Source organism: Siculibacillus lacustris (assembly GCF_004328075.1).
Lineage (GTDB): Bacteria > Pseudomonadota > Alphaproteobacteria > Rhizobiales > Ancalomicrobiaceae > Siculibacillus > Siculibacillus lacustris.
Map to the genome: position 1 here is coordinate 241,405 of NZ_SJFN01000002.1, position 18,082 is coordinate 259,486.

16 protein-coding genes are annotated in these 18,082 nt (G+C 69.7%); 10 read left to right on the top strand and 6 right to left on the bottom strand.

Features of this window, described 5'->3' with window-relative positions:
- The first annotated feature begins 1 nt into the window (after position 1).
- From hutG to EYW49_RS02530, 9 genes are all read left to right on the top strand, one after another.
- Positions 2–823: an N-formylglutamate deformylase gene (hutG, locus tag EYW49_RS02490; RefSeq protein WP_131305628.1), complete on the top strand. Its 822-nt coding sequence runs from the start codon at positions 2–4 to the stop codon at positions 821–823.
- Positions 824–882: 59 nt separating this feature from the next.
- A complete protein-coding gene (locus EYW49_RS02495; RefSeq protein WP_131305631.1) occupies positions 883–2,241 on the top strand; it encodes a formimidoylglutamate deiminase in 1,359 nt (452 codons plus the stop codon).
- 160 nt (positions 2,242–2,401) lie between these two features.
- Positions 2,402–3,235 (top strand): transporter substrate-binding domain-containing protein, encoded by an 834-nt coding sequence (locus EYW49_RS02500; protein WP_131305634.1) that lies wholly within the window; start codon positions 2,402–2,404, stop codon positions 3,233–3,235.
- A 105-nt stretch (positions 3,236–3,340) separates the two neighbouring features.
- Positions 3,341–3,982: an amino acid ABC transporter permease gene (locus EYW49_RS02505; protein WP_131305637.1), complete on the top strand. Its 642-nt coding sequence runs from the start codon at positions 3,341–3,343 to the stop codon at positions 3,980–3,982.
- Positions 3,979–4,677: an amino acid ABC transporter permease gene (locus EYW49_RS02510; protein WP_131305641.1), complete on the top strand. Its 699-nt coding sequence runs from the start codon at positions 3,979–3,981 to the stop codon at positions 4,675–4,677. Before EYW49_RS02505 ends, EYW49_RS02510 begins: the two co-directional genes overlap by 4 nt.
- Positions 4,674–5,468 carry an amino acid ABC transporter ATP-binding protein gene (locus EYW49_RS02515; protein WP_131305644.1) on the top strand — a complete coding sequence of 265 codons (795 nt, stop codon included), beginning with the start codon at positions 4,674–4,676 and terminating at the stop codon, positions 5,466–5,468. The genes EYW49_RS02510 and EYW49_RS02515 overlap by 4 nt, the downstream gene beginning before the upstream one ends.
- A 93-nt stretch (positions 5,469–5,561) precedes the next feature.
- Complete coding sequence (locus EYW49_RS02520) at positions 5,562–6,650, top strand: aromatic ring-hydroxylating dioxygenase subunit alpha (RefSeq protein ID WP_131305647.1); 1,089 nt, start codon at positions 5,562–5,564, stop codon at positions 6,648–6,650.
- Entirely contained in the window at positions 6,647–8,311 is a 1,665-nt protein-coding gene (gene hutU, locus EYW49_RS02525; protein WP_131305650.1) for a urocanate hydratase, read from the top strand. The genes EYW49_RS02520 and hutU overlap by 4 nt, the downstream gene beginning before the upstream one ends.
- Before the next feature lie 120 nt (positions 8,312–8,431).
- Complete coding sequence (locus tag EYW49_RS02530; RefSeq protein WP_131305653.1) at positions 8,432–9,013, top strand: HutD/Ves family protein; 582 nt, start codon at positions 8,432–8,434, stop codon at positions 9,011–9,013.
- Between the two features lie 558 nt (positions 9,014–9,571).
- On the opposite strand, the gene speB is transcribed toward EYW49_RS02530, so the two are convergent.
- The 6 genes from speB to atoS all read right to left on the bottom strand — a co-directional run bounded on the left by speB (position 9,572) and on the right by atoS (position 17,662).
- Complete coding sequence (gene speB / locus EYW49_RS02535) at positions 9,572–10,630, bottom strand: agmatinase (RefSeq protein WP_131305655.1); 1,059 nt, start codon at positions 10,628–10,630, stop codon at positions 9,572–9,574.
- A 91-nt stretch (positions 10,631–10,721) separates the two neighbouring features.
- Positions 10,722–11,939, bottom strand: coding sequence for an NnrS family protein (locus tag EYW49_RS02540; RefSeq protein ID WP_131305658.1), 1,218 nt, complete (start codon positions 11,937–11,939; stop codon positions 10,722–10,724).
- Positions 11,936–12,538 carry a UbiX family flavin prenyltransferase gene (locus EYW49_RS02545; RefSeq protein WP_131305661.1) on the bottom strand — a complete coding sequence of 201 codons (603 nt, stop codon included), beginning with the start codon at positions 12,536–12,538 and terminating at the stop codon, positions 11,936–11,938. The genes EYW49_RS02540 and EYW49_RS02545 overlap by 4 nt, the downstream gene beginning before the upstream one ends.
- A complete protein-coding gene (locus EYW49_RS02550) occupies positions 12,535–14,055 on the bottom strand; it encodes a UbiD family decarboxylase (protein ID WP_131305663.1) in 1,521 nt (506 codons plus the stop codon). Before EYW49_RS02550 ends, EYW49_RS02545 begins: the two co-directional genes overlap by 4 nt.
- A 95-nt stretch (positions 14,056–14,150) precedes the next feature.
- Positions 14,151–15,563, bottom strand: a complete 1,413-nt coding sequence (gene atoC / locus EYW49_RS02555; RefSeq protein WP_206365361.1) for an acetoacetate metabolism transcriptional regulator AtoC — start codon at positions 15,561–15,563, stop codon at positions 14,151–14,153.
- Positions 15,560–17,662: a two-component system sensor histidine kinase AtoS gene (atoS, locus tag EYW49_RS02560; RefSeq protein ID WP_206365362.1), complete on the bottom strand. Its 2,103-nt coding sequence runs from the start codon at positions 17,660–17,662 to the stop codon at positions 15,560–15,562. The genes atoC and atoS overlap by 4 nt, the downstream gene beginning before the upstream one ends.
- 183 nt (positions 17,663–17,845) lie before the next feature.
- Between atoS and EYW49_RS02565 the strand changes: the two genes are divergently transcribed.
- A partial coding sequence (locus tag EYW49_RS02565; protein ID WP_323052976.1) for a CoA-transferase occupies positions 17,846–18,082 on the top strand: 237 nt, incomplete at its 3' end.

Here is an 18,082-nt window from a genome sequence, read left to right on the forward strand (position 1 = left end):
GATGAGCGACGACGCTTCCTTCGTGGTGGTCACGCGCGGCGACGCACCGCTGATCCTGAGCTTCCCCCATACCGGCACCGACCTGCCGGGGGCCTATGCGACCCGCTTCGTCTCGCCCTGGCTCGCCCGTCAGGATGCCGACTGGCACGTCGAGCAGCTCTATGGCTTCGCCGTCGCGCTCGGCGCCACCTGTGTGCGGACGACGGTGTCGCGCTCGGTGATCGACGTCAATCGCGACCCGTCCGGGGCGTCGCTCTATCCGGGGCAGGTGACCACCGGCCTGTGCCCGACCGAGACCTTCGAGGGCGCGCCGCTCTACCGACCCGGCGAGGCGCCGGACGAGTCCGAGATCGCCGCGCGGCGGGCGCAGTTCTTCGATCCGTTCCACGCGGCGCTCGGGGCCGAGATCGCGCGGCTCAGGGCGATCCATCCGCGGGTGGTGCTCTACGATTGCCACTCGATCCGCTCGGTATTGCCGCGGCTGTTCCCCGGCACCTTGCCGCAGTTCAACATCGGCACCAACGCGGGTGCGGCCTGCGACGCGCGCGTCGCCGCGGCGGTCGAGGGGCCGTGTGCCGCCTCGGGCCTCGGTCATGTCGTCGACGGACGGTTCAAGGGCGGGTGGATCACCCGCCACTACGGGGCGCCCGCCGACGGCGTCCACGCCATCCAGATGGAACTGGCGTGGCGCGGCTACCTGCGCGAACCGGCCGCGGTGACGCCGGAGACCTGGCCGGTCGCCTACGACCCGGCCCATGCCGAGCCGGTGCGCGCAGTGCTCCAGCGCGCGCTCGACGGCCTCCTCGCTTTCGCCCGCGGCTGAGCCCGCGGTACCACCGCATCGCCGGCGATCGGCCCCACCCCGTTTTCGAGGAACCGCCGATGGACGACCTGATCTTCGACCGGGCACTGCTGCCCGACGGCTGGCACCGCGACGTGCGGATCGCCGTCGCCGACGGGCGCATCGCCGCGGTGACCCCGGACGCGACGCCCGAGGGCGCGCGGCGGGTCGCCGGCGTCGCCCTGCCGGGGGTCGGCAATCTCCACAGCCATGCCTTCCAGCGCGGCTTCGCCGGGCTGACCGAGACCCGCGGCGCGGCGGAGGACCATTTCTGGACCTGGCGCGAGGCGATGTATCGCTTCGCCGGCGCCCTGACCCCGGAGACCCTCGAGGCGATCGCCGCGCTGGCCCAGATCGAGATGCTGGAGAGCGGCTTCACCGCGGTGGCCGAGTTCCACTACGTCCACCACGCCGCCGACGGCACGCCCTATGACGATCCGGCGGCGATGGCGGTGGCGGTGGCGGCCGCGGCAGAAGCGACCGGCATCGGACTGACGCTGTTGCCGGTGTTCTATGCCCATGGCGGGTTCGGCGGGCAGCCGACCGGGCCCGGGCAGCGGCGCTTCGTCTGCGACCTCGATCTGTTCGCCCGCATCGTCGAGGGCGGGACCCGCGCCGTCGCGGACCTCTCCGGCGGCGGAAGGGTCGGCATCGCACCGCATTCGCTCAGGGCGGTCACCGAGGGCGAGCTCGCGGCCCTGACCGCGGCCTATCCCGACGGCCCCGTGCACATCCACATCGCCGAGCAGACCCGCGAGGTCGAGGACTGCCTCGCCGCCACCGGCGCGCGCCCGATCGACCGGCTGTTCGACGTCGCGGGCGTCGACGGGCGCTGGTGCCTCGTGCATGCAACCCACGTGACGCCGGGCGAAATCGCCCGAATGGCGGGGTCCGGCGCGGTGGTCGGGCTCTGTCCGATCACCGAAGCCGACCTCGGCGACGGCATCTTCCCGGCGACCGACTTCGCCGCGGCCGGGGGGCGCTTCGGGGTCGGCAGCGACTCCAACGTGCTGATCTCGCTGCCGCAGGAATTGCGCCTCCTCGAACAGTCGCAGCGGCTGCGCGACCGCGCCCGCAACCGGCTGGCCGACGGCGCGCGCTCGACCGGGCGCATCCTGTTCGACACCGCGGCGGCGGGCGGCGCCCGGGCGCTGGGCCTGGAAACCGGCCGATTGGCGATCGGCGCGCGGGCCGACGTGGTGGTGCTCGACGCCGATCACCCGGCGCTGGCCGGACGCCATGACGACGCCGCGCTCGATTCCTGGATCTTCGCGGCGGCGTCCAATCCGGTGCGCGACGTCTGGGTGGCGGGGCGGCAGGTGGTCGCCGACGGGCGGCACCACGCCCGCGCGCCGATCGAGGCCCGCGGCCGCGCGGCGTTGCGCGCGCTGGCGGGATAGCGGCGAAACGTCATTTGCCGTTGCCTCGTTTTTATGCATGGAATGGCGGTGCCCCCCAAAACGGCCGTTGACAAGGACCGGGCTGGTGCAGTGCATTATGTCTAGACAAAGCCCTCGGGCTGGTCGGTCGAAATCATCCATCCAAACGGAGAGTGGTCGTATGAACAGGCGCGTGCTCATCAACTGGTCTCTCGCCCTCGGGGTGTCCCTGGGCCTGTCGACCCTGGCCCCGAAGGTCGCCTCTGCCGACGTCCTCGACGCGGTCAAGAAGGCCGGCGTGCTCAAGGTCGGTACCGAGACCGAATTCGCCCCCTTCGACTTCATCGACAAGGGCAAGCACGTCGGCCTCAACGTCGACCTGTTCGACGAGATCGGCAAGGAACTGGGCGTCAAGATCGAATGGATCGCGCTGCCCTGGGACGGCGTCCTGCCCGGCCTGGAGAGCGGCAAGTTCGACATCGTCGCCGGTCCCGCGACGATCACCAAGAAGCGCCTGGAGCGCTACAAGTTCTCGCCGCCGATCGCCGAAGCGACCGTGGCGATCCTGAAGAAGAAGGGCGACGCCAGCATCACCAAGCCGGAAGACATCGCCGGCAAGGCCACCGGCGCCGGCAAGGCCACCGTGCAGCTGTCGCTGTTGCAGGACCTGGTCAAGAAGCTGCCGAAGCAGGGTGAAGTGAAGGAATACGTCGGCTTCAACGAGGCCTACGCCGATCTCGCCGCCGGCCGCATCGCCGCGGTCGCCAACTCGCTGCCGAACATCGCCTTCGTCGCCCAGACCAGCGGCGCCTTCGAGGTGGTGCTGCCGACCTTCGGACCGAAGACCTACTTCGGCTTCCCGGAGAACGCCGACGCCGAGCACGTCAAGCTGAACGAAGCCGTCGCCGTGGCGATGGGCAAGATCAAGGCCGACGGGCGCATGGGCAAGATCCAGAAGAAGTGGTTCGGCGTCGAGTTCGACACCCCGGCCGAGGTCAAGGAACCCAGCCTCTGACGATCGCGTAGGGCCCTGCCGAACCGCGGCAGGGTCCGACGATCGCCTAGTGGCCCTGCTGCCGAACCGCGGCAGGGCCGGCCCCGCCACCGGAGACGGCGCCGCATGTCCTGGGAACTCTTCTGGCTGCTGGTCGAGGCCTCGGGCCTGACGATCGTCTACAGCGCCGTCTCCATCTTCTTCGGTTTTCTCCTGGCGGCGGCGATCTGCGGCGCCGACCTCTCCGGCCGAGCGGCTGTCGCCCGTCCGGCGCGGCTGTTCGTGAGCTTCTTCCGCGGCACGCCGCTGCTGATCCAGCTGCTGCTGATCTACTATCTCCTGCCCAAGATCGGCCTCAACGTGCCGAGCGAGGTCGCCGCGGTGATCGGCCTGTCGTTCTCGACCGCGTCCTATCAGGCGGAGATCCTGCGCGGCGGCTTCCAGTCGGTGCCGCGCGGGGTGGTCGAAGCCGCCGACATGTGCGGGCTGTCGGCCCGCGCCACCTTCCGCCGCATTCGCCTGCCGATCGCCGTGCGCCTGACCCTGCCGGCGCTGACCTCGGAAGCGATCATGATCCTGAAGTCGTCGTCGCTGATCTCGGTGGTCGGCGTGGTCGAGCTGACCACCATGGCCAAGGATCTCGCCTCGTCGACCTATCAGCCGCTGCCGATCTTCGCTTCGGCCGGCTTCATCTATCTCGTCATCAATCTCGTCGTCGCCGGTCTCGGACTGTGGGCGGAACGATCGGCACGCCGGGGGCACGCATGACCAGCCTTCTCGGCTATCTCGGCGGCGAGGACGGCCGCAACATCCTTTCCGGCCTCGTCAACACCTGCGTGTTGTGGGTGGTCGGCACGCTGCTCGGCACCGTCCTCGGCTTCCTGACGGCGGTGGCTCGACGCTACGGACCGCGCCCGATCGACTGGCTGCTCAAGGCCTGCGTCGAGGTGATCCGCGGCACGCCGTTCCTGGTGCAGGCCTATCTGCTCTATTTCGGCGGACCCTATCTGTGCCTCGAGCTCGGCGGCGCCTCGGCCTGCCTGACGCTCGACCCGTTCGAGGCCGGCATCCTCGGCCTGACCATCTATGCCGGCGCCTATTTCTCCGAACTGTTCCGCGCCGGCTTCGACGCCATTCCGCGCGGCCACATCGAAGCCGCGACCACCGTCGGCCTCGACCGCTGGCAGACGCTGCGGCGCATCATCCTGCCGGAGATGACCATGTTGGTGCTGCCGGCGATGGTCAACATGAGCATCCTGCTCCTCAAGGAGACCGCGGTGCTCTCGATCATCTCGGTCAAGGAACTGAAGTTCCAAGTCGACATCATCGGCAACCGCGACTACGCCTTCGTCGAGGCCTTCACCATTCTCGCCCTGGTCTACTGGGCGCTGGTCGAGCTCTGCGGCCGCGCCGGTCGCTACGCCGAAGCCCGCCTCTCCAGATATCGGTTCGCCCACTCATGAGCACGGTTCCCGCCATCCGCGTCCGCGGTCTCGTCAAGCGTTTCGGCGACGTCGAGGTGCTGTCGGGCATCGATCTCGACGCCCCGCGCGGCGAGGTCACCTGTCTGATCGGCCCCTCGGGCTCGGGCAAGAGCACGCTCCTGCGCTGCATCGCCCTGCTCGAGGAAGCGACCGACGGCTTCATCGAGATCGACGGCGAACCGCTCGGCTTCGGGTTGGGCCCGAACGGCGAGCGGATGCGCCTGCCGCAGGCCTCGGTGCGCCAAGTCCGCGCCAAGATCGGCATGGTGTTCCAGCAGTTCAACCTGTGGCCGCACATGACGGCGCTCGGCAATGTCGCCGAGGCGCTGGTCACCGTCCACGGCATGCCGCGCGCCGCGGCCAACGCCAAGGCGATGGCCGAGCTCGACAAGGTCGGGCTGGCGGCGCGGGCCGAGCACTATCCGAGCGAACTGTCCGGCGGCCAGCAGCAGCGCGTGGCGATCGCCCGGGCGCTGGCGCTGGAGCCACGGATCATGCTGTTCGACGAGCCGACCTCGTCTCTCGACCCGGAACTGACCGGCGAAGTGCTGTCGGTCATGCGGGGGCTCGCAGACTCCGGCATGACCATGCTGGTGGTGACCCACGAGATCGGCTTCGCCGCTTCGGTCGCCTCCAAGATCGTGTTCCTCGATCACGGCAAGCTGCTGGTCGAGGGAGCGCCGGGCACGGTGTTCGGCAAGCCGCGGCATCCGCGCATCGAGCAGTTCCTCGACACCTATCTCGACCGCGGGGCCGCCGGCCTGCTGTGACGAGAGGCCGGCGGGACGGTGCATCCGTCCGCGGCCGGCGCGGGCACCCCATTCGATCCGGCCGGAGGGCCGTCGCGCGAGAGGAGATCGACCATGTTCGTCGAAAAGGCCTGGTACGTCGCCGCAATCTCCAGCGAGATCGGCCGCACGCTCACCCCCGTGCGCATCCTCGATCGACCGATCGTGCTCTATCGCCGCGAGGACGGCAGTCCGGTGGCGCTCGACGACGCCTGCCCGCATCGCAAGCTGCCGCTGTCGATGGGCCGCCTGCAGGGGGACGTGGTCGAATGCGGCTATCACGGCCTGCGCTTCGACGGCAGCGGCCAATGCGTACGGGTGCCGGCGACGCCGCAGGTCGCCGAACGCATCGGCGTCAGGTCGTGGCCGGTGGTCGACCGCTACGGCCTGCTGTGGATCTGGACCGGCGACGCGGCCGAAGCCGATCCGGCGGAGATCTTCGCGGTCGAGCACTGGGACGACGCGAGCTGGGGGCGGACGGCGCCGGGGTCGATGGCGGTCGACTGCAACTGGCTCTACATCACCGACAATCTGCTCGATCCGAGCCATGTCGCCTGGGTCCATCAGACCTCGTTCGGCAACGCGGCCTGCGAGGAGGTGCCGGTCCGGGCGCGGCCGACCGAGGACGGAATCATCGTCTCGCGCTGGATGATGGACGTCGAAGTGGCGCCGTTCTACGCGCCCTTCACCAAATTCACCGGCAACGCCGATCGCGAGCAGCACTACGAGGTGCGCTTTCCGGCCCATGCGATCATCAAGGCGATCTTCGTGCCGGCGGGCAGCGGCGGGCCGGGCGAACCGCTCCACCCGGACGCCTTCCTGATGGACTCGTACAACTTCATGACGCCGATCGACGGCCAGCGGACGCGCTATTTCTGGTTCCAGATGCGCAACTTCGCCCCCGACGACACTGCGGTCGACGCCAGCTTCGCCGCGGCGGTGAAATTCGCCTTCGAAGAAGATCGGGTGATCCTCGGCGCCGTGCAGCACGGCATCGACACGGCGATCGTTCCGCCGATCAATCTGCCGATCGACGCCGGGCCGCTGCGCTTCCGCCGTCGCATCGCCGAACTGGTGGCCGCCGAGGCGGCCGCGAGACCCGAGGCCGCAGCGCGCCCAACGACGCTGCCGAGCAAACAACCGACCGAGGACTTCGTCGCATGACCCGCATCGACAACGACCGCATCATCCGCGCCGCCACCGGCCCCGAGATCACCGCTCGGAGCTGGCTGACCGAGGCGGCGATGCGGATGCTGATGAACAACCTCGACCCCGACGTCGCCGAGCGACCGTCGGAACTGGTGGTCTATGGCGGCATCGGCCGGGCGGCGCGCGACTGGGAGAGCTTCGACAAAATCGTCGCGACCCTGAAGCGGCTGCGCGACGACGAGACCCTGCTGATCCAGTCGGGCAAGCCGGTCGGGGTGTTCCGCACCCATACCGATGCGCCGCGGGTGCTGATCGCCAATTCCAATCTGGTGCCGCATTGGGCGACCTGGGACAAGTTCCACGAGCTCGATCGCAAGGGGCTGATGATGTACGGCCAGATGACGGCCGGGTCGTGGATCTACATCGGCGCGCAGGGCATCGTGCAGGGCACCTACGAGACCTTCGTGGAGGCCGGGCGACGCCATTTCGGCGGGTCGCTGGCGGGCAAGTGGATCCTCACCGGGGGGCTCGGCGGCATGGGCGGGGCGCAGCCGCTGGCCGCGACCATGGCCGGGGCCTCGTGTCTGGCGATCGAGTGCCAGCCGAGCCGCATCGAGTTTCGCCTGCGGACCGGCTACGTCGACGTCAAGGCCGACACGCTCGACGAGGCGATGGCGATCATCGAGCGCTCGATCGCCGAGGGCAAACCCGTCTCGGTCGGGCTGGTCGGCAACTGCGCCGAGATCCTGCCGGAGATGCGCCGTCGCGGCATCCGCCCGGATCTGGTCACCGACCAGACCTCGGCGCACGATCCGATCAACGGCTATCTGCCGGCCGGCTGGAGCCTCGACCAGTGGTTCTCCAAGCGCGAGAGCGATCCCAAGGCGGTGGAAAAGGCGGCGCGCGCCTCGATGGCGGTGCATGTCCGGGCGATGCTCGACTGGTGGCACGAGGGCGTGCCGACCGTCGACTACGGCAACAACATCCGCCAGATGGCGCTCGAAGAGGGCGTCGCCGACGCCTTCGACTTCCCCGGCTTCGTGCCGGCCTATATCCGGCCGCTGTTCTGCCGCGGCATCGGGCCGTTCCGCTGGGCGGCGCTGTCGGGGGATCCGGAGGACATCTACAAGACCGACGCCAAGGTCAAGGAACTGATCCCCGACGATCCCCACCTGCACAACTGGCTCGACATGGCGCGGGCGCGGATCAAGTTCCAGGGCCTGCCGGCCCGGATCTGCTGGGTCGGTCTCGGTCAGCGCCATCGCCTCGGCCTCGCCTTCAACGAGATGGTGGCGCGCGGCGAGTTGAAGGCGCCGATCGTCATCGGCCGCGATCACCTCGATTCCGGTTCCGTCGCCTCGCCCAACCGCGAGACCGAATCGATGATCGACGGATCGGACGCGGTGTCCGACTGGCCGTTGCTCAACGCACTCCTCAACTGTGCGTCCGGGGCGACCTGGGTGTCGATCCACCACGGTGGCGGCGTCGGCATCGGCTTCTCGCAACATGCCGGCATGGTGATCGTCGCCGACGGCACGGAGGCCGCGGCGCGACGGCTCGAGCGGGTGTTGTGGAACGATCCGGCGACCGGCGTGATGCGCCACGCCGATGCCGGCTACGACATCGCCCGCGATTGGGCGCGCGAGAAGCAGCTCGACCTGCCCGGGATTCTCTGAGCGGCCCTCGGCAACACTACGTAGGCGCCGTGTTCGGACGTCCTGCGGATATCGGCCGGGCGCGATCCCCTCTAGGCTCGCGTCCGCGCCCTGGCGTATGTGCCCCGAGAGGACCGTCCCTTGCAGATTCTGCGTTTCGCCGATCTCCCCGAAATGGCCTGGAAGAACGGCGGCGGCACCACGGTCGAATATGCCGTGTGTCCGGAAGGGGCAGGGCTCGACGACTTCTCGTGGCGAATCAGCCGCGCCAAGGTCGAGCGGCACGGGCCGTTTTCGGCCTTTCCCGGCATCGACCGGACGCTGGCGGTGGTCTCCGGGGCGGGCATCGATCTGGCGGTCGCGCATCGGCTGGTACGGCTCGACCGCGATACGCCGCCGTTCGGCTTCGCCGCCGACGAGCCGATCGAAGCCCGCCTGATCCGCGGGCCGATCGAAGACCTCAACGTGATGAGCCGACGCGGCTTCTGGCGCCACACCCTGATCCGCCACCGCCTCGCCGAGACCCGGCCGCTGGCGGTGACCGCCGACGTGACGCTGATCGTCGCCCTCGGCGCGGTGGCGATCGACGCCTTCGACGAGGACGCACGGTCGCTCGGCGACGGCGACGCGGCGATCGTCGACGGCCCGGCGACCCTGCGGCTCACCCCGGGCACGGCCGGGGCGGCGGTGCTGGTCGCGGAGCTGCACCACCGGATGGGGTGAGGGGCGGCGCGCCGAGCAGCGAGCGGCGAGGCCGAAGGGCACGCCGAGCGTGGGGTGAGCGAGCGGCGAGGCTCGGCCCCTCTCCCTGTCCCTCCCCCTCGAGGGGGGAGGGAACGTGGTGGCGCTGATCACCGAAACACATCGACGCTCGTCGGACGAAGGCCCCATCCCCGCCGTCCTCTCCCCCCTTGTGGGGGAGAGACAGAGAGGGGGGTCACGAGGTCGGCCGCGAGCGCCGCGCTCCCGTTCCGGCGCTGCTTACCCCTCTCCCTGTCCCTCCCCCTCGAGGGGGGAGGGGACGCCGCGGCGCCGACCATCGGAACCTTCAACGCGAGTCGTGCGAGGATCCCATCCACCACGTCCCCTCCCCCCTCGAGGGGGAAGGACAGGGAGGGGGGGGCGCGGCCTCGCATCCTCGAAACGCCGAAGAGGGGCCGATCGAAGCGCCGGACGAGGGGCGTTCGAAGCGCCGAACGGAAGGAAGATCCCGACCCCTCGCCACCTCGAAGCGCCGGACGAGGGGAGGATCCCTCCCCGCCCCGCCCCCACCCTTTGCGCTCAGGCCTTGCGGCCGCCGACCGAGGGGCTGAACACCATCAGCGCCAGGATCTCGAACAGCACCTGGGCCGCGGCCTGCGCGGTGGTGGTGTTGGCGTCGTATTGCGGCGCCACTTCGACGACGTCGCCGCCGACCACGTCGAGCCCGGCGAGGCCGCGCAGCAGTTCCATCATCTCGCGGGTCGAGGGGCCGCCGGCCTCCGGCGTGCCGGTGCCGGGCGCATAGGCGGGATCGAGGCAGTCGACGTCGAAGGAGACGTAGACCGGCGCGTCGCCGACCACGGCGCGGGCCTTTTCGATGATCGCCGGAATACCGAGGCGCGGCATGTCCTCGGCGTGGATCACCGTCATGCCGGAGTCGTAGGAGAACTCCCAGACGTATTCGGAGGCGCCGCGGATGCCGATCTGGATGGTCTTGGTCGGATCGATCGCCCCTTCCAACACCGCTTCGCGGAACGGGCCGCCGTGGTGGAACTTCGAATAGTCGAAGATCCCGGCGGTGTCGCAATGGGCGTCGAGATGGATCAGCGCCAGCGGCCGGTCCTTGCCCAGCGCCTTGAGGATCGGCAGAGAGATCGAATGGTCGCCGCCGATGCCGAGCGGCACCACGCCGGCCTTCACCATCGCCGCGACGTAAGCTTCGATGTCCTGGTGGCACATTTCGAGGGAATAGCGCGAGCGGAAGACGATGTCGCCGACGTCGGCGACCCGGAGATCGCGGGTCGGCATGCACTTCAGCACGTGTTCGTAGGGACCGATGCGCTCGATGGTGCGGACCGCCCGCGGTCCGAAGCGCGAGCCCGGGCGATTGGTGACGCCGAGGTCCATCGGCACGCCGTAGAGCGCCACCTGGAGGTCGCCGAAATCGGGTTTGCCGGGGACGAGCGGATGGACCGGCGCATCGAGGAAGGTCGGAAAGCCGATGAACGGCGCGGCGCGGGTGCCGTTCTCGTCGATGAAGGCCCGCGCCACCTTCTGGAATTCGGGATCGTGGATGGCGCCGCCGGCGGCCTCGCCGTATTTCGCCCTGAGCCGCGCCAATTCCGTTTCGTCGATCATGCCGTCCGTCTCCTCGTCGCGTCGCCCGGGCCCGTCCGGTCGCGGCGGCGATCATAGACGCAAGCCGGGGCGGCGCGACAGGGGCGGCGGCTCATGGCCGGTCGGCAGCGCCCGGGACCCACGCGAACCGGGCCGCTCGCCGAGCGACGAGGTCGCGGGCGACGAGCCCCAGGAAGGCGCCGTAGGTCGCGACCCAGGCGACGGTGGCGGCGACCACCAGCTGCGTCGGCGAGCCGCCGGCGATCGCCGCGAAGCGCAGGGCGATGGCCAGCGCCGACGCGGCGAAGACGGTGTTGGCCAGGCGGTCGGCGACCAGACCGCGGTCGGAATAGCGGCGCACCACGCTGGTCATGATCGACACGCACATCAATCCGAGGGTGCCGACGCCCCAGGCGTGGGTGGCGGCATCGGCGAGGGTGACGTCGTCGCCGCCGGCGATCGAGGCGGCGCGCAGGGCGAAGCCGATCGGCAGGAACAGATAGCCGGCATGGAGCGCCAGGAACGGCGGCCAGTCGATCACCGTCCAGCCGCGCCAGAAAGCCAGACGGACGACATGGAGCGCCGCCGCGAGGCCGAGGGCGAGGAGGGTCACGGGCGCGAGCGGCGCGATCACCCAGAGGATCGCCGCGGCGATGCCGAACGCCAGCGCCGCGGCATCGAACAGCGCTGGCGGCGGCGGGATCTCGGGCCGGCCGCGCGACGTCGCGAGATGGCGGGTCAGGGCGGGCAGGATGCGGCCGCCGAGGGTCATCGCCCCGGCGGCGGCGCCGGCGAGGCCGAGCCGCAAGCCGACGCCGGTGGTCGCATCGCGATAGCCTTCGATCAGGAACAGACCGTCGGCGGCGGCGAAGGCGACGAGCAGCAGGACGACGCCGTAGTCGCGGAGGTCGCGCGCCTCCACGATGCGGGCCCCGGCGACGCCGGCGAGCACCAGGGGAAACAGCGCCGAGGCGGCGGCCGGCAGGGCGACCGAACCGGGAATCGGATCGGTCAGCATCACCACGCGGCCGAAGAGCCACAGGGCGGCGAGGATCAGCGTGGCCGCGGCGGGCACCGGCCGGCCGGGCGCACCGGTCGCCCGGTCGCGGGTCCAGCGCGGCAGGGCGGTCAGCACCACCCCGGCGAAGGCGGCGGGGAAATGGCCGAACAGCATCTCGTGGGCGTGCCAGAGCTGCGGCGCGAGATCGCTGCGCGGCGCGAGCTTGCCTTCGAACACCACGACCGAGACGACCATCGCGACGACGGTCTCGATCGCGGCGAGCGGGAAGAACAGCTCGTAGGGCGCGAGACCGGTCGGGCGCTTGCTCATGGCGCGCCCTCGCCCGCCCCGCCGTCGGGGCCGCCCCAGGCGCGGGCGAAGGCCGGGCCGGGCAGGCGCAGGAGATCGAGGGCGCGGCGGGCGATCTGGTCGACGATCTCGGCGACCGACACCGGCTTCAGATAGAAGGCCGGCACCGGCGGTGCGACGATCGCGCCATATTCGGTGACCGCCGCCATGGCGCGGATGTGGCCGAGGTGGAGCGGGCTCTCACGCGCCAGGAGCACCAGCGGCCGGCGCTCCTTGAGGTGCACGTCGGCGGCGCGCACCACCAGATCGCTGGCGAGGCTTCCGGCGATGGCGCCGAGGCAGCGCATCGAGCAGGGCGCGACGATCATGCCGCAGGTCGCGAAAGAGCCGCTGGCGAGGGTCGCGGCGATGTCGTCGGCGGCGTGGCGGGTGTGGACCAGCGCCTCCAACCGGGAAAGCGCGTCGGGGCCGACCTCCAGCGCCAGGGTGCGCTCGCCCGCCGCGGTGACCACCAGATGGGTCTCGATCGCGGTTGCCGCGAGAATCTCGGCGATGCGCAGACCGATCGCCGCGCCGGAGGCGCCGGTCAGGGCGAGGACGAGACGCGCGGGCGCGGTCATGGCGGCGATTTCCCGGAGAGGTCGAGGCCGAGGCGATCCCACATCGCGTCGATCCGCTCCGACACTGCCGGATCGGGCGTGAGAACGCGACCCCATTCGCGTTCGGTCTCGGTGCCGACCTTGGTGGTGGCGTCGAGGCCCATCTTGCCGCCGAGCCCGGACTTGGGCGAGGCGAAATCGAGATAGTCGATCGGGGTGCGATCGACCAGCATGACGTCGCGCGACGGATCGGAGCGGGTGGAGACCGCCCACATCACGTCCTTCCAATCGCGGATGTCGATGTCGGCGTCGACCAGGATGATCATCTTGGTATAGGCAAACTGCGGCAGCATCGACCACAGGCCCATCATCACCCGGCGCGCCTGACCGGGATAGCTCTTGACGATCGAGGCGACGGCGATGCGGTAGGAGCAGGCTTCGGGCGGCAGCCAGAAGTCGACGACCTCGGGGAATTGTTTCTTGAGGAGTGGCAGAAACAGGCGATTGAAGGCCTCGCCCATGCGCGACGGCTCGTCCGGCGGGCGGCCGGTATAGGTCGAAAGGTAGATCGGCTCGCGGCGCATGGTGATCGCCGTGACCCGCATGACGGGGAAGTCTTCGACCGAATTGTAATAGCCGGTGTGGTCGCCGTAGGGGCCTTCGGGCAGGGTCTCGGTCGGCGAGACGAAGCCTTCGACGACGATCTCGGCGTCGGCCGGCACCTTGAGGGGCACCGACACCGCGTCGACCAGCCGCGGCCGCTCGCCGCGCAGCAGGCCGGAGAAATGCACCTCCGACAGGGTCTCGGGCAACGGCAGCACGGCCGAGAGGATGGTGCCGGGATCGGCGCCGATCACCACCGCCACCGGCATCTCTTCGCCGCGTTTCACCCAGGCGCGATGGTGCCCGGCGCCGCCGCGATGGGCGAGCCAGCGCATGATCAGCCGATCGGGCCCGGCGACCTGCATGCGGTAGACACCGACGTTGTAGCGCGAAGTGGCGCGGCTGTCGGGCGGGCGGGTGACCACCAGTCCCCAGGTGACCAGCGGCGCCGGTTCGCCCGGCCAACAGGTCTGGACCGGCAGCGATCCGAGGTCGATGTCGGCGCCGGTCAGCACCCGTTCCTGGACGGCGGCGCGAGAAACCTTGCGCGGGCGGGTGCTCATCGCCGCCTTGAGCATCGGCAGCCGCCGCAGCGCGTCGGCGAAGTCCTCCGGCGGGGTCGGATCGCGCAGCGCCGCCAGTTCGTCGCCGAGGCGGCCGAGATGCGCCGCTTCGATGCCGAAGCCGAGGGCGACGCGCTCGACGGTGCCGAACAGATTGACCAGCACGGGGTGCGGGCTCGGTCGGCCGTCGGCGAGCAGGGGCTTTTCGAACAGCAGCGCCGGTCCCTGAGCCTCGAGCACGCGGCGGTGGATCTCGGTCATCTCGTGGACGGTCGACACCGGCTCGCGGACCCGGACGAGGTCGCCGCGCCGTTCGAGGAAGGCCACGAAGTCGCGCAGATCGCGGAAGGTCGGATGGTCACGGCTGGGCACGGCGGGATCTCGTGAGGCTGGGGGCTCGGTGATGGCCGATCTCGACTTTCGTCGCATTGATGCGCGTCAACGGCAACGCCGATCGGCGGGGGCGATCACGGCTCGCCGTCGCGCCCGGCCGGGCCGATGCCGTATTCCTGGAGCTTGTAGAGCAGCGCGCGGCGGCTGATCGCCAGTTCGACGGCGGTGCGGGCGCGATTTCCACCGTTGCGGCCCAGCGCCTCGCGGATCACCCGGGTCTCGAACTCGTTGACGAGATCGCGCAGCGGCCGGGCCGGGCCGCTCGCGGTGGTCGCCGAGAGGGCATCGGGGTTGGGCGCCGTCCGGCAGGCGATGCCCTCCGGCAGGTCCTCGGGCAGGATGATGCCGTTGGTCGACATCACCACGGCGCGCTCCACTGCATTGGCCAGTTCACGGACGTTGCCGGGCCAGGAATGGGCGAGCAGGCAGTCCATGGCGCTCGGATCGAAGCCGCGGATCGCCAGATCGTTGTCGGCGGAAAAACGCTCGAGGAAGTGGTGGGCGAGGAGCCGGATGTCCTCGGGGCGTTCGCGCAGAGGAATGGTCTTCAGCGTCACCACGTTGAGGCGGAAATAGAGGTCCTGGCGGAAGGTGCCGGCGCGGACCATCGCCTCGAGGTCGCGGTTGGTGGCGGCGACGATGCGCACGTCGGTCTTGATCGTGGTCGAGCCGCCGACCCGTTCGAACTCGCGTTCCTGGATCACCCGCAAGAGCTTGACCTGGAGGCCGGGCGAGATTTCGCCGATCTCGTCGAGCAACAGCGTGCCGTGCTCGGCCTGTTCGAAGCGGCCGCGGCGGCGGTTGGCGGCGCCGGTGAAGGCGCCCTTCTCGTGGCCGAAGAACTCGCTCTCGAGCAGACCTTCGGGAATCGCCGCGCAGTTGACCTTGACGAAGGGGCCGGTGGCACGCGGGCTGGCGTAGTGGACGGCCGCCGCGACCAGTTCCTTGCCGGTGCCGCTCTCGCCGGAGACCAGGACGGTGGCGTTGGAGCGGGCCACCTTGGCGATGGTCTGGCGAAGTTCCAGCATGCGCGGATTGTCGGTGAGGATGCCCTCGGCGCCGTAGCGTTCCGACAGCTCGCGCCGGAGCGAGACGATGTCGGCGCGCATCGTCCGGATCTCGAGGGCGCGCCGCACCAGCAGGCGGATCTCCTCGATGTCGTAGGGCTTGATGACGTAGTCGAAGGCGCCGTCCTTGATCGCCTGGACGGCGGTGCCGACCTCGGCGAAGGCGGTCATCAGGATCACCGCGGTGCCGCGGTCGATCTCGAGGATCTTCTTCAGGGCCTCGAGGCCGCTCATCCGCGGCATGCGGATGTCCATCAGCACCACCGCGGCATGCTGACGGTGGAAGGCCTCGACCGCTTCGACGCCGTCGGTGGCGGTGACCACCTGCAGCCCCTCCTTGCCGAGGACCGCGGCGAGCATCTGGCGGATCGCCTCGTCGTCGTCGACGACCAGGGCGACGGGAACGGGCGTGACGGTCACGGCAGGGCCTCCGGCTCGGGCTGCGCGAAGGGCAGGCGCACCGTGACGGTGGTGCCGGCGCCGGGGCGGCTCTCGATGGTGATGACGCCGTGATGGGCGTCGACGATGCGATGGACCATGGCCAGGCCGAGGCCGGTGCCGGTCGGCTTGGTCGAGAAGAACGGATCGAAAACCTTGTCGAGATTTTCCGGATCGACCCCGACGCCGTCGTCGATCACCCGGATCACCGCGTTGCCTTCGCCGTCGGAGCGGGTCGAGACGACGACCGTGCCGGTCTCGGGGATGGCCTGGATGGCGTTGATGACCAGATTGAGCAGCGCCTGTTTCAGGGCTTCGCCGTCGGCCTCGATCTCCGGCACCGAGCGGTCGAGATCGAGCTCGATGCGGGCGCCGGACTTGCCGCGAGTGAGGAACGTGGTCTCCTCGACGATCACGTCGAGCTTGACCTTGCCGATCTGCGGCGGCCGCGGCCGGCCGAAGGCCAGCAGTTCGCCGATGATGCGGTTGAGACTGTCGACCTGGCGGATGATCAGCGGCCCGTACTGCCGCCACTCCTCGATGGTCTCGCAATCGTCGAGATACTGGACGAAGCCGCGGATCGAGGTCAGCGGGTTGCGGATCTCGTGGGCGATGCCGGCGGTCAGTTCGCCGAGCGCGGCGAGGCGGTCGGCGCGCATCACCTGGCCCATCAGGCGATGGCGCTCGGTGACGTCCTTGAGCACCACCACGGCGCCGATCTGGTTGCCGTCACCGTCGCGCAGCACGCTCGACGAGGCGTCGACCTTGAGGACCTCGTCGCCGCGCAGGTAGTCGATGGTGACGCTGACCCGCGGCCGGCCGTTGTCGAGGGTGCCGAGCAGCAGGCTCTCGGTCGGACAACCGGCGAAGACCTCGCAATAGAGGCGGCCGAGCGCGTCGCCGGCGCGGATCTCGTAGAGCATTTCCGCCGCCGGATTGATCGCGGTGACCCGGCCTTCGCGATCGACGGCGACGACCCCGTCGGCGATCGAGGTCAGGATGTTCTCGGTCAGCGAGCGGGCGTCGAGCAGTGCCTTGGCCATGGCGTTGATCGCAACGACGACGCCGCCGAGCTCGTCGCGCAGGTGCGGAATCGGGCGATGGAGATCGGTCTTCATCACCTCGAGCCCTTCGACGATCACCTCGACGTCGCGCGACAGGCGCCGCGACATGATCCAGATGATCAGGAAGGCGAGCACCAGACCGCCGATGCTCGACAGGATCACCGCCTCGTCGATGCGCCGTTGCTGGCGTTCGATCGCGTCGGAGAATTCGTTGGCCCAGATGTAGCCGATGGTCTCGCCGCCGCGGACGATCGGCAGCATGGCGTTCATGATCGGGCCGCGCACCAGGGCGCCGACCTCGACCCGCGGTTGGCCGGTCTCCATGACGCGGCGGCCGGGATGGTCGGACTTGATCGGCTGGCCGACGGTGGCGCCGTAGTCGCGGCTCGGCCCATAGGTGACGATGGCGTCGAGGCGGCGCGAATAGTAGCCGACGCCGACCCCCGGATCGGCGGCGGCGAGGCGGTCGGTGAGGACGGCGAGGCGGGCATTGAGGTGGCGGACGGCGGCGTCGTGGTCGCTCCAGCCCGACGGCAGATCGGCGAGCAGCGCATCGAAGCCGGGACCGAGGTCGGCATCGAGGATCCGGGTCAGGGCGAAGAGCTTGTCCTGCTTCTCGGTGACCAGGGCCTGACGCCCTTCGCGCTCCAGCACGACGCCGACGATGGCGATCGGCAGAGCGACCACCACCAGCGAAGTCAGCATCAGACGATTGCGGAGACTTCGCGTCGGCAGGAAACGGGCGAAACCGGTCAGACGCACGTGCCACCCCAGACGCAACGGCCGCCGGCAGCGAGCCCGCGGCGCTTCGTCCTTATCGCGCGAAAGTCGATCGACGACAAGCACTCGATCGCCGCGCGCGGCATGTTCCACAGTCTCCGGGGTGACGGGCGACGCAGACTGCGCAATTTTTTGCGCACCCGTGAAGATTCTTGCGTCGTATTCATGGCGTTCAAACGAGTGTAGGATCGCGTCACATTCGGCAATACGGTGGTTTTCGCCAGTTGGCACGACCATTGCGTCGATAGGAGCTCCGCCCCTCCCGGAGGGCGGCAAGAAGAGCGCCACAGGAGATTCGTCGAACGACCACGGTCGTTTCGAGACTTCGCAGTGCGTCCGCCGATGCGACCCCCAATCCCCTGGCCCTCGGGGGATCGCATCGGCGCCAGCGTTCCATCGGGCTCAGGGAGAGGATTCCACATGTCCAAGGTGACCGCCCTTGCGGATGCCGTCGCGAAGATACCGGACGGCGCCACGCTGATGATCGGCGGGTTCATGGGTGTCGGTTCGCCCCATCGGGTGATCGACGAATTGGTGCGGCAGGGCAAACGCGACCTGACGATCATCGCCAACGACACGGCCCGCAAGGGCGTGGACATCGGCAAGCTGATCGACGCCGGCGCGGTCAAGCGTCTGGTCGCCTCGCACATCGGGCTC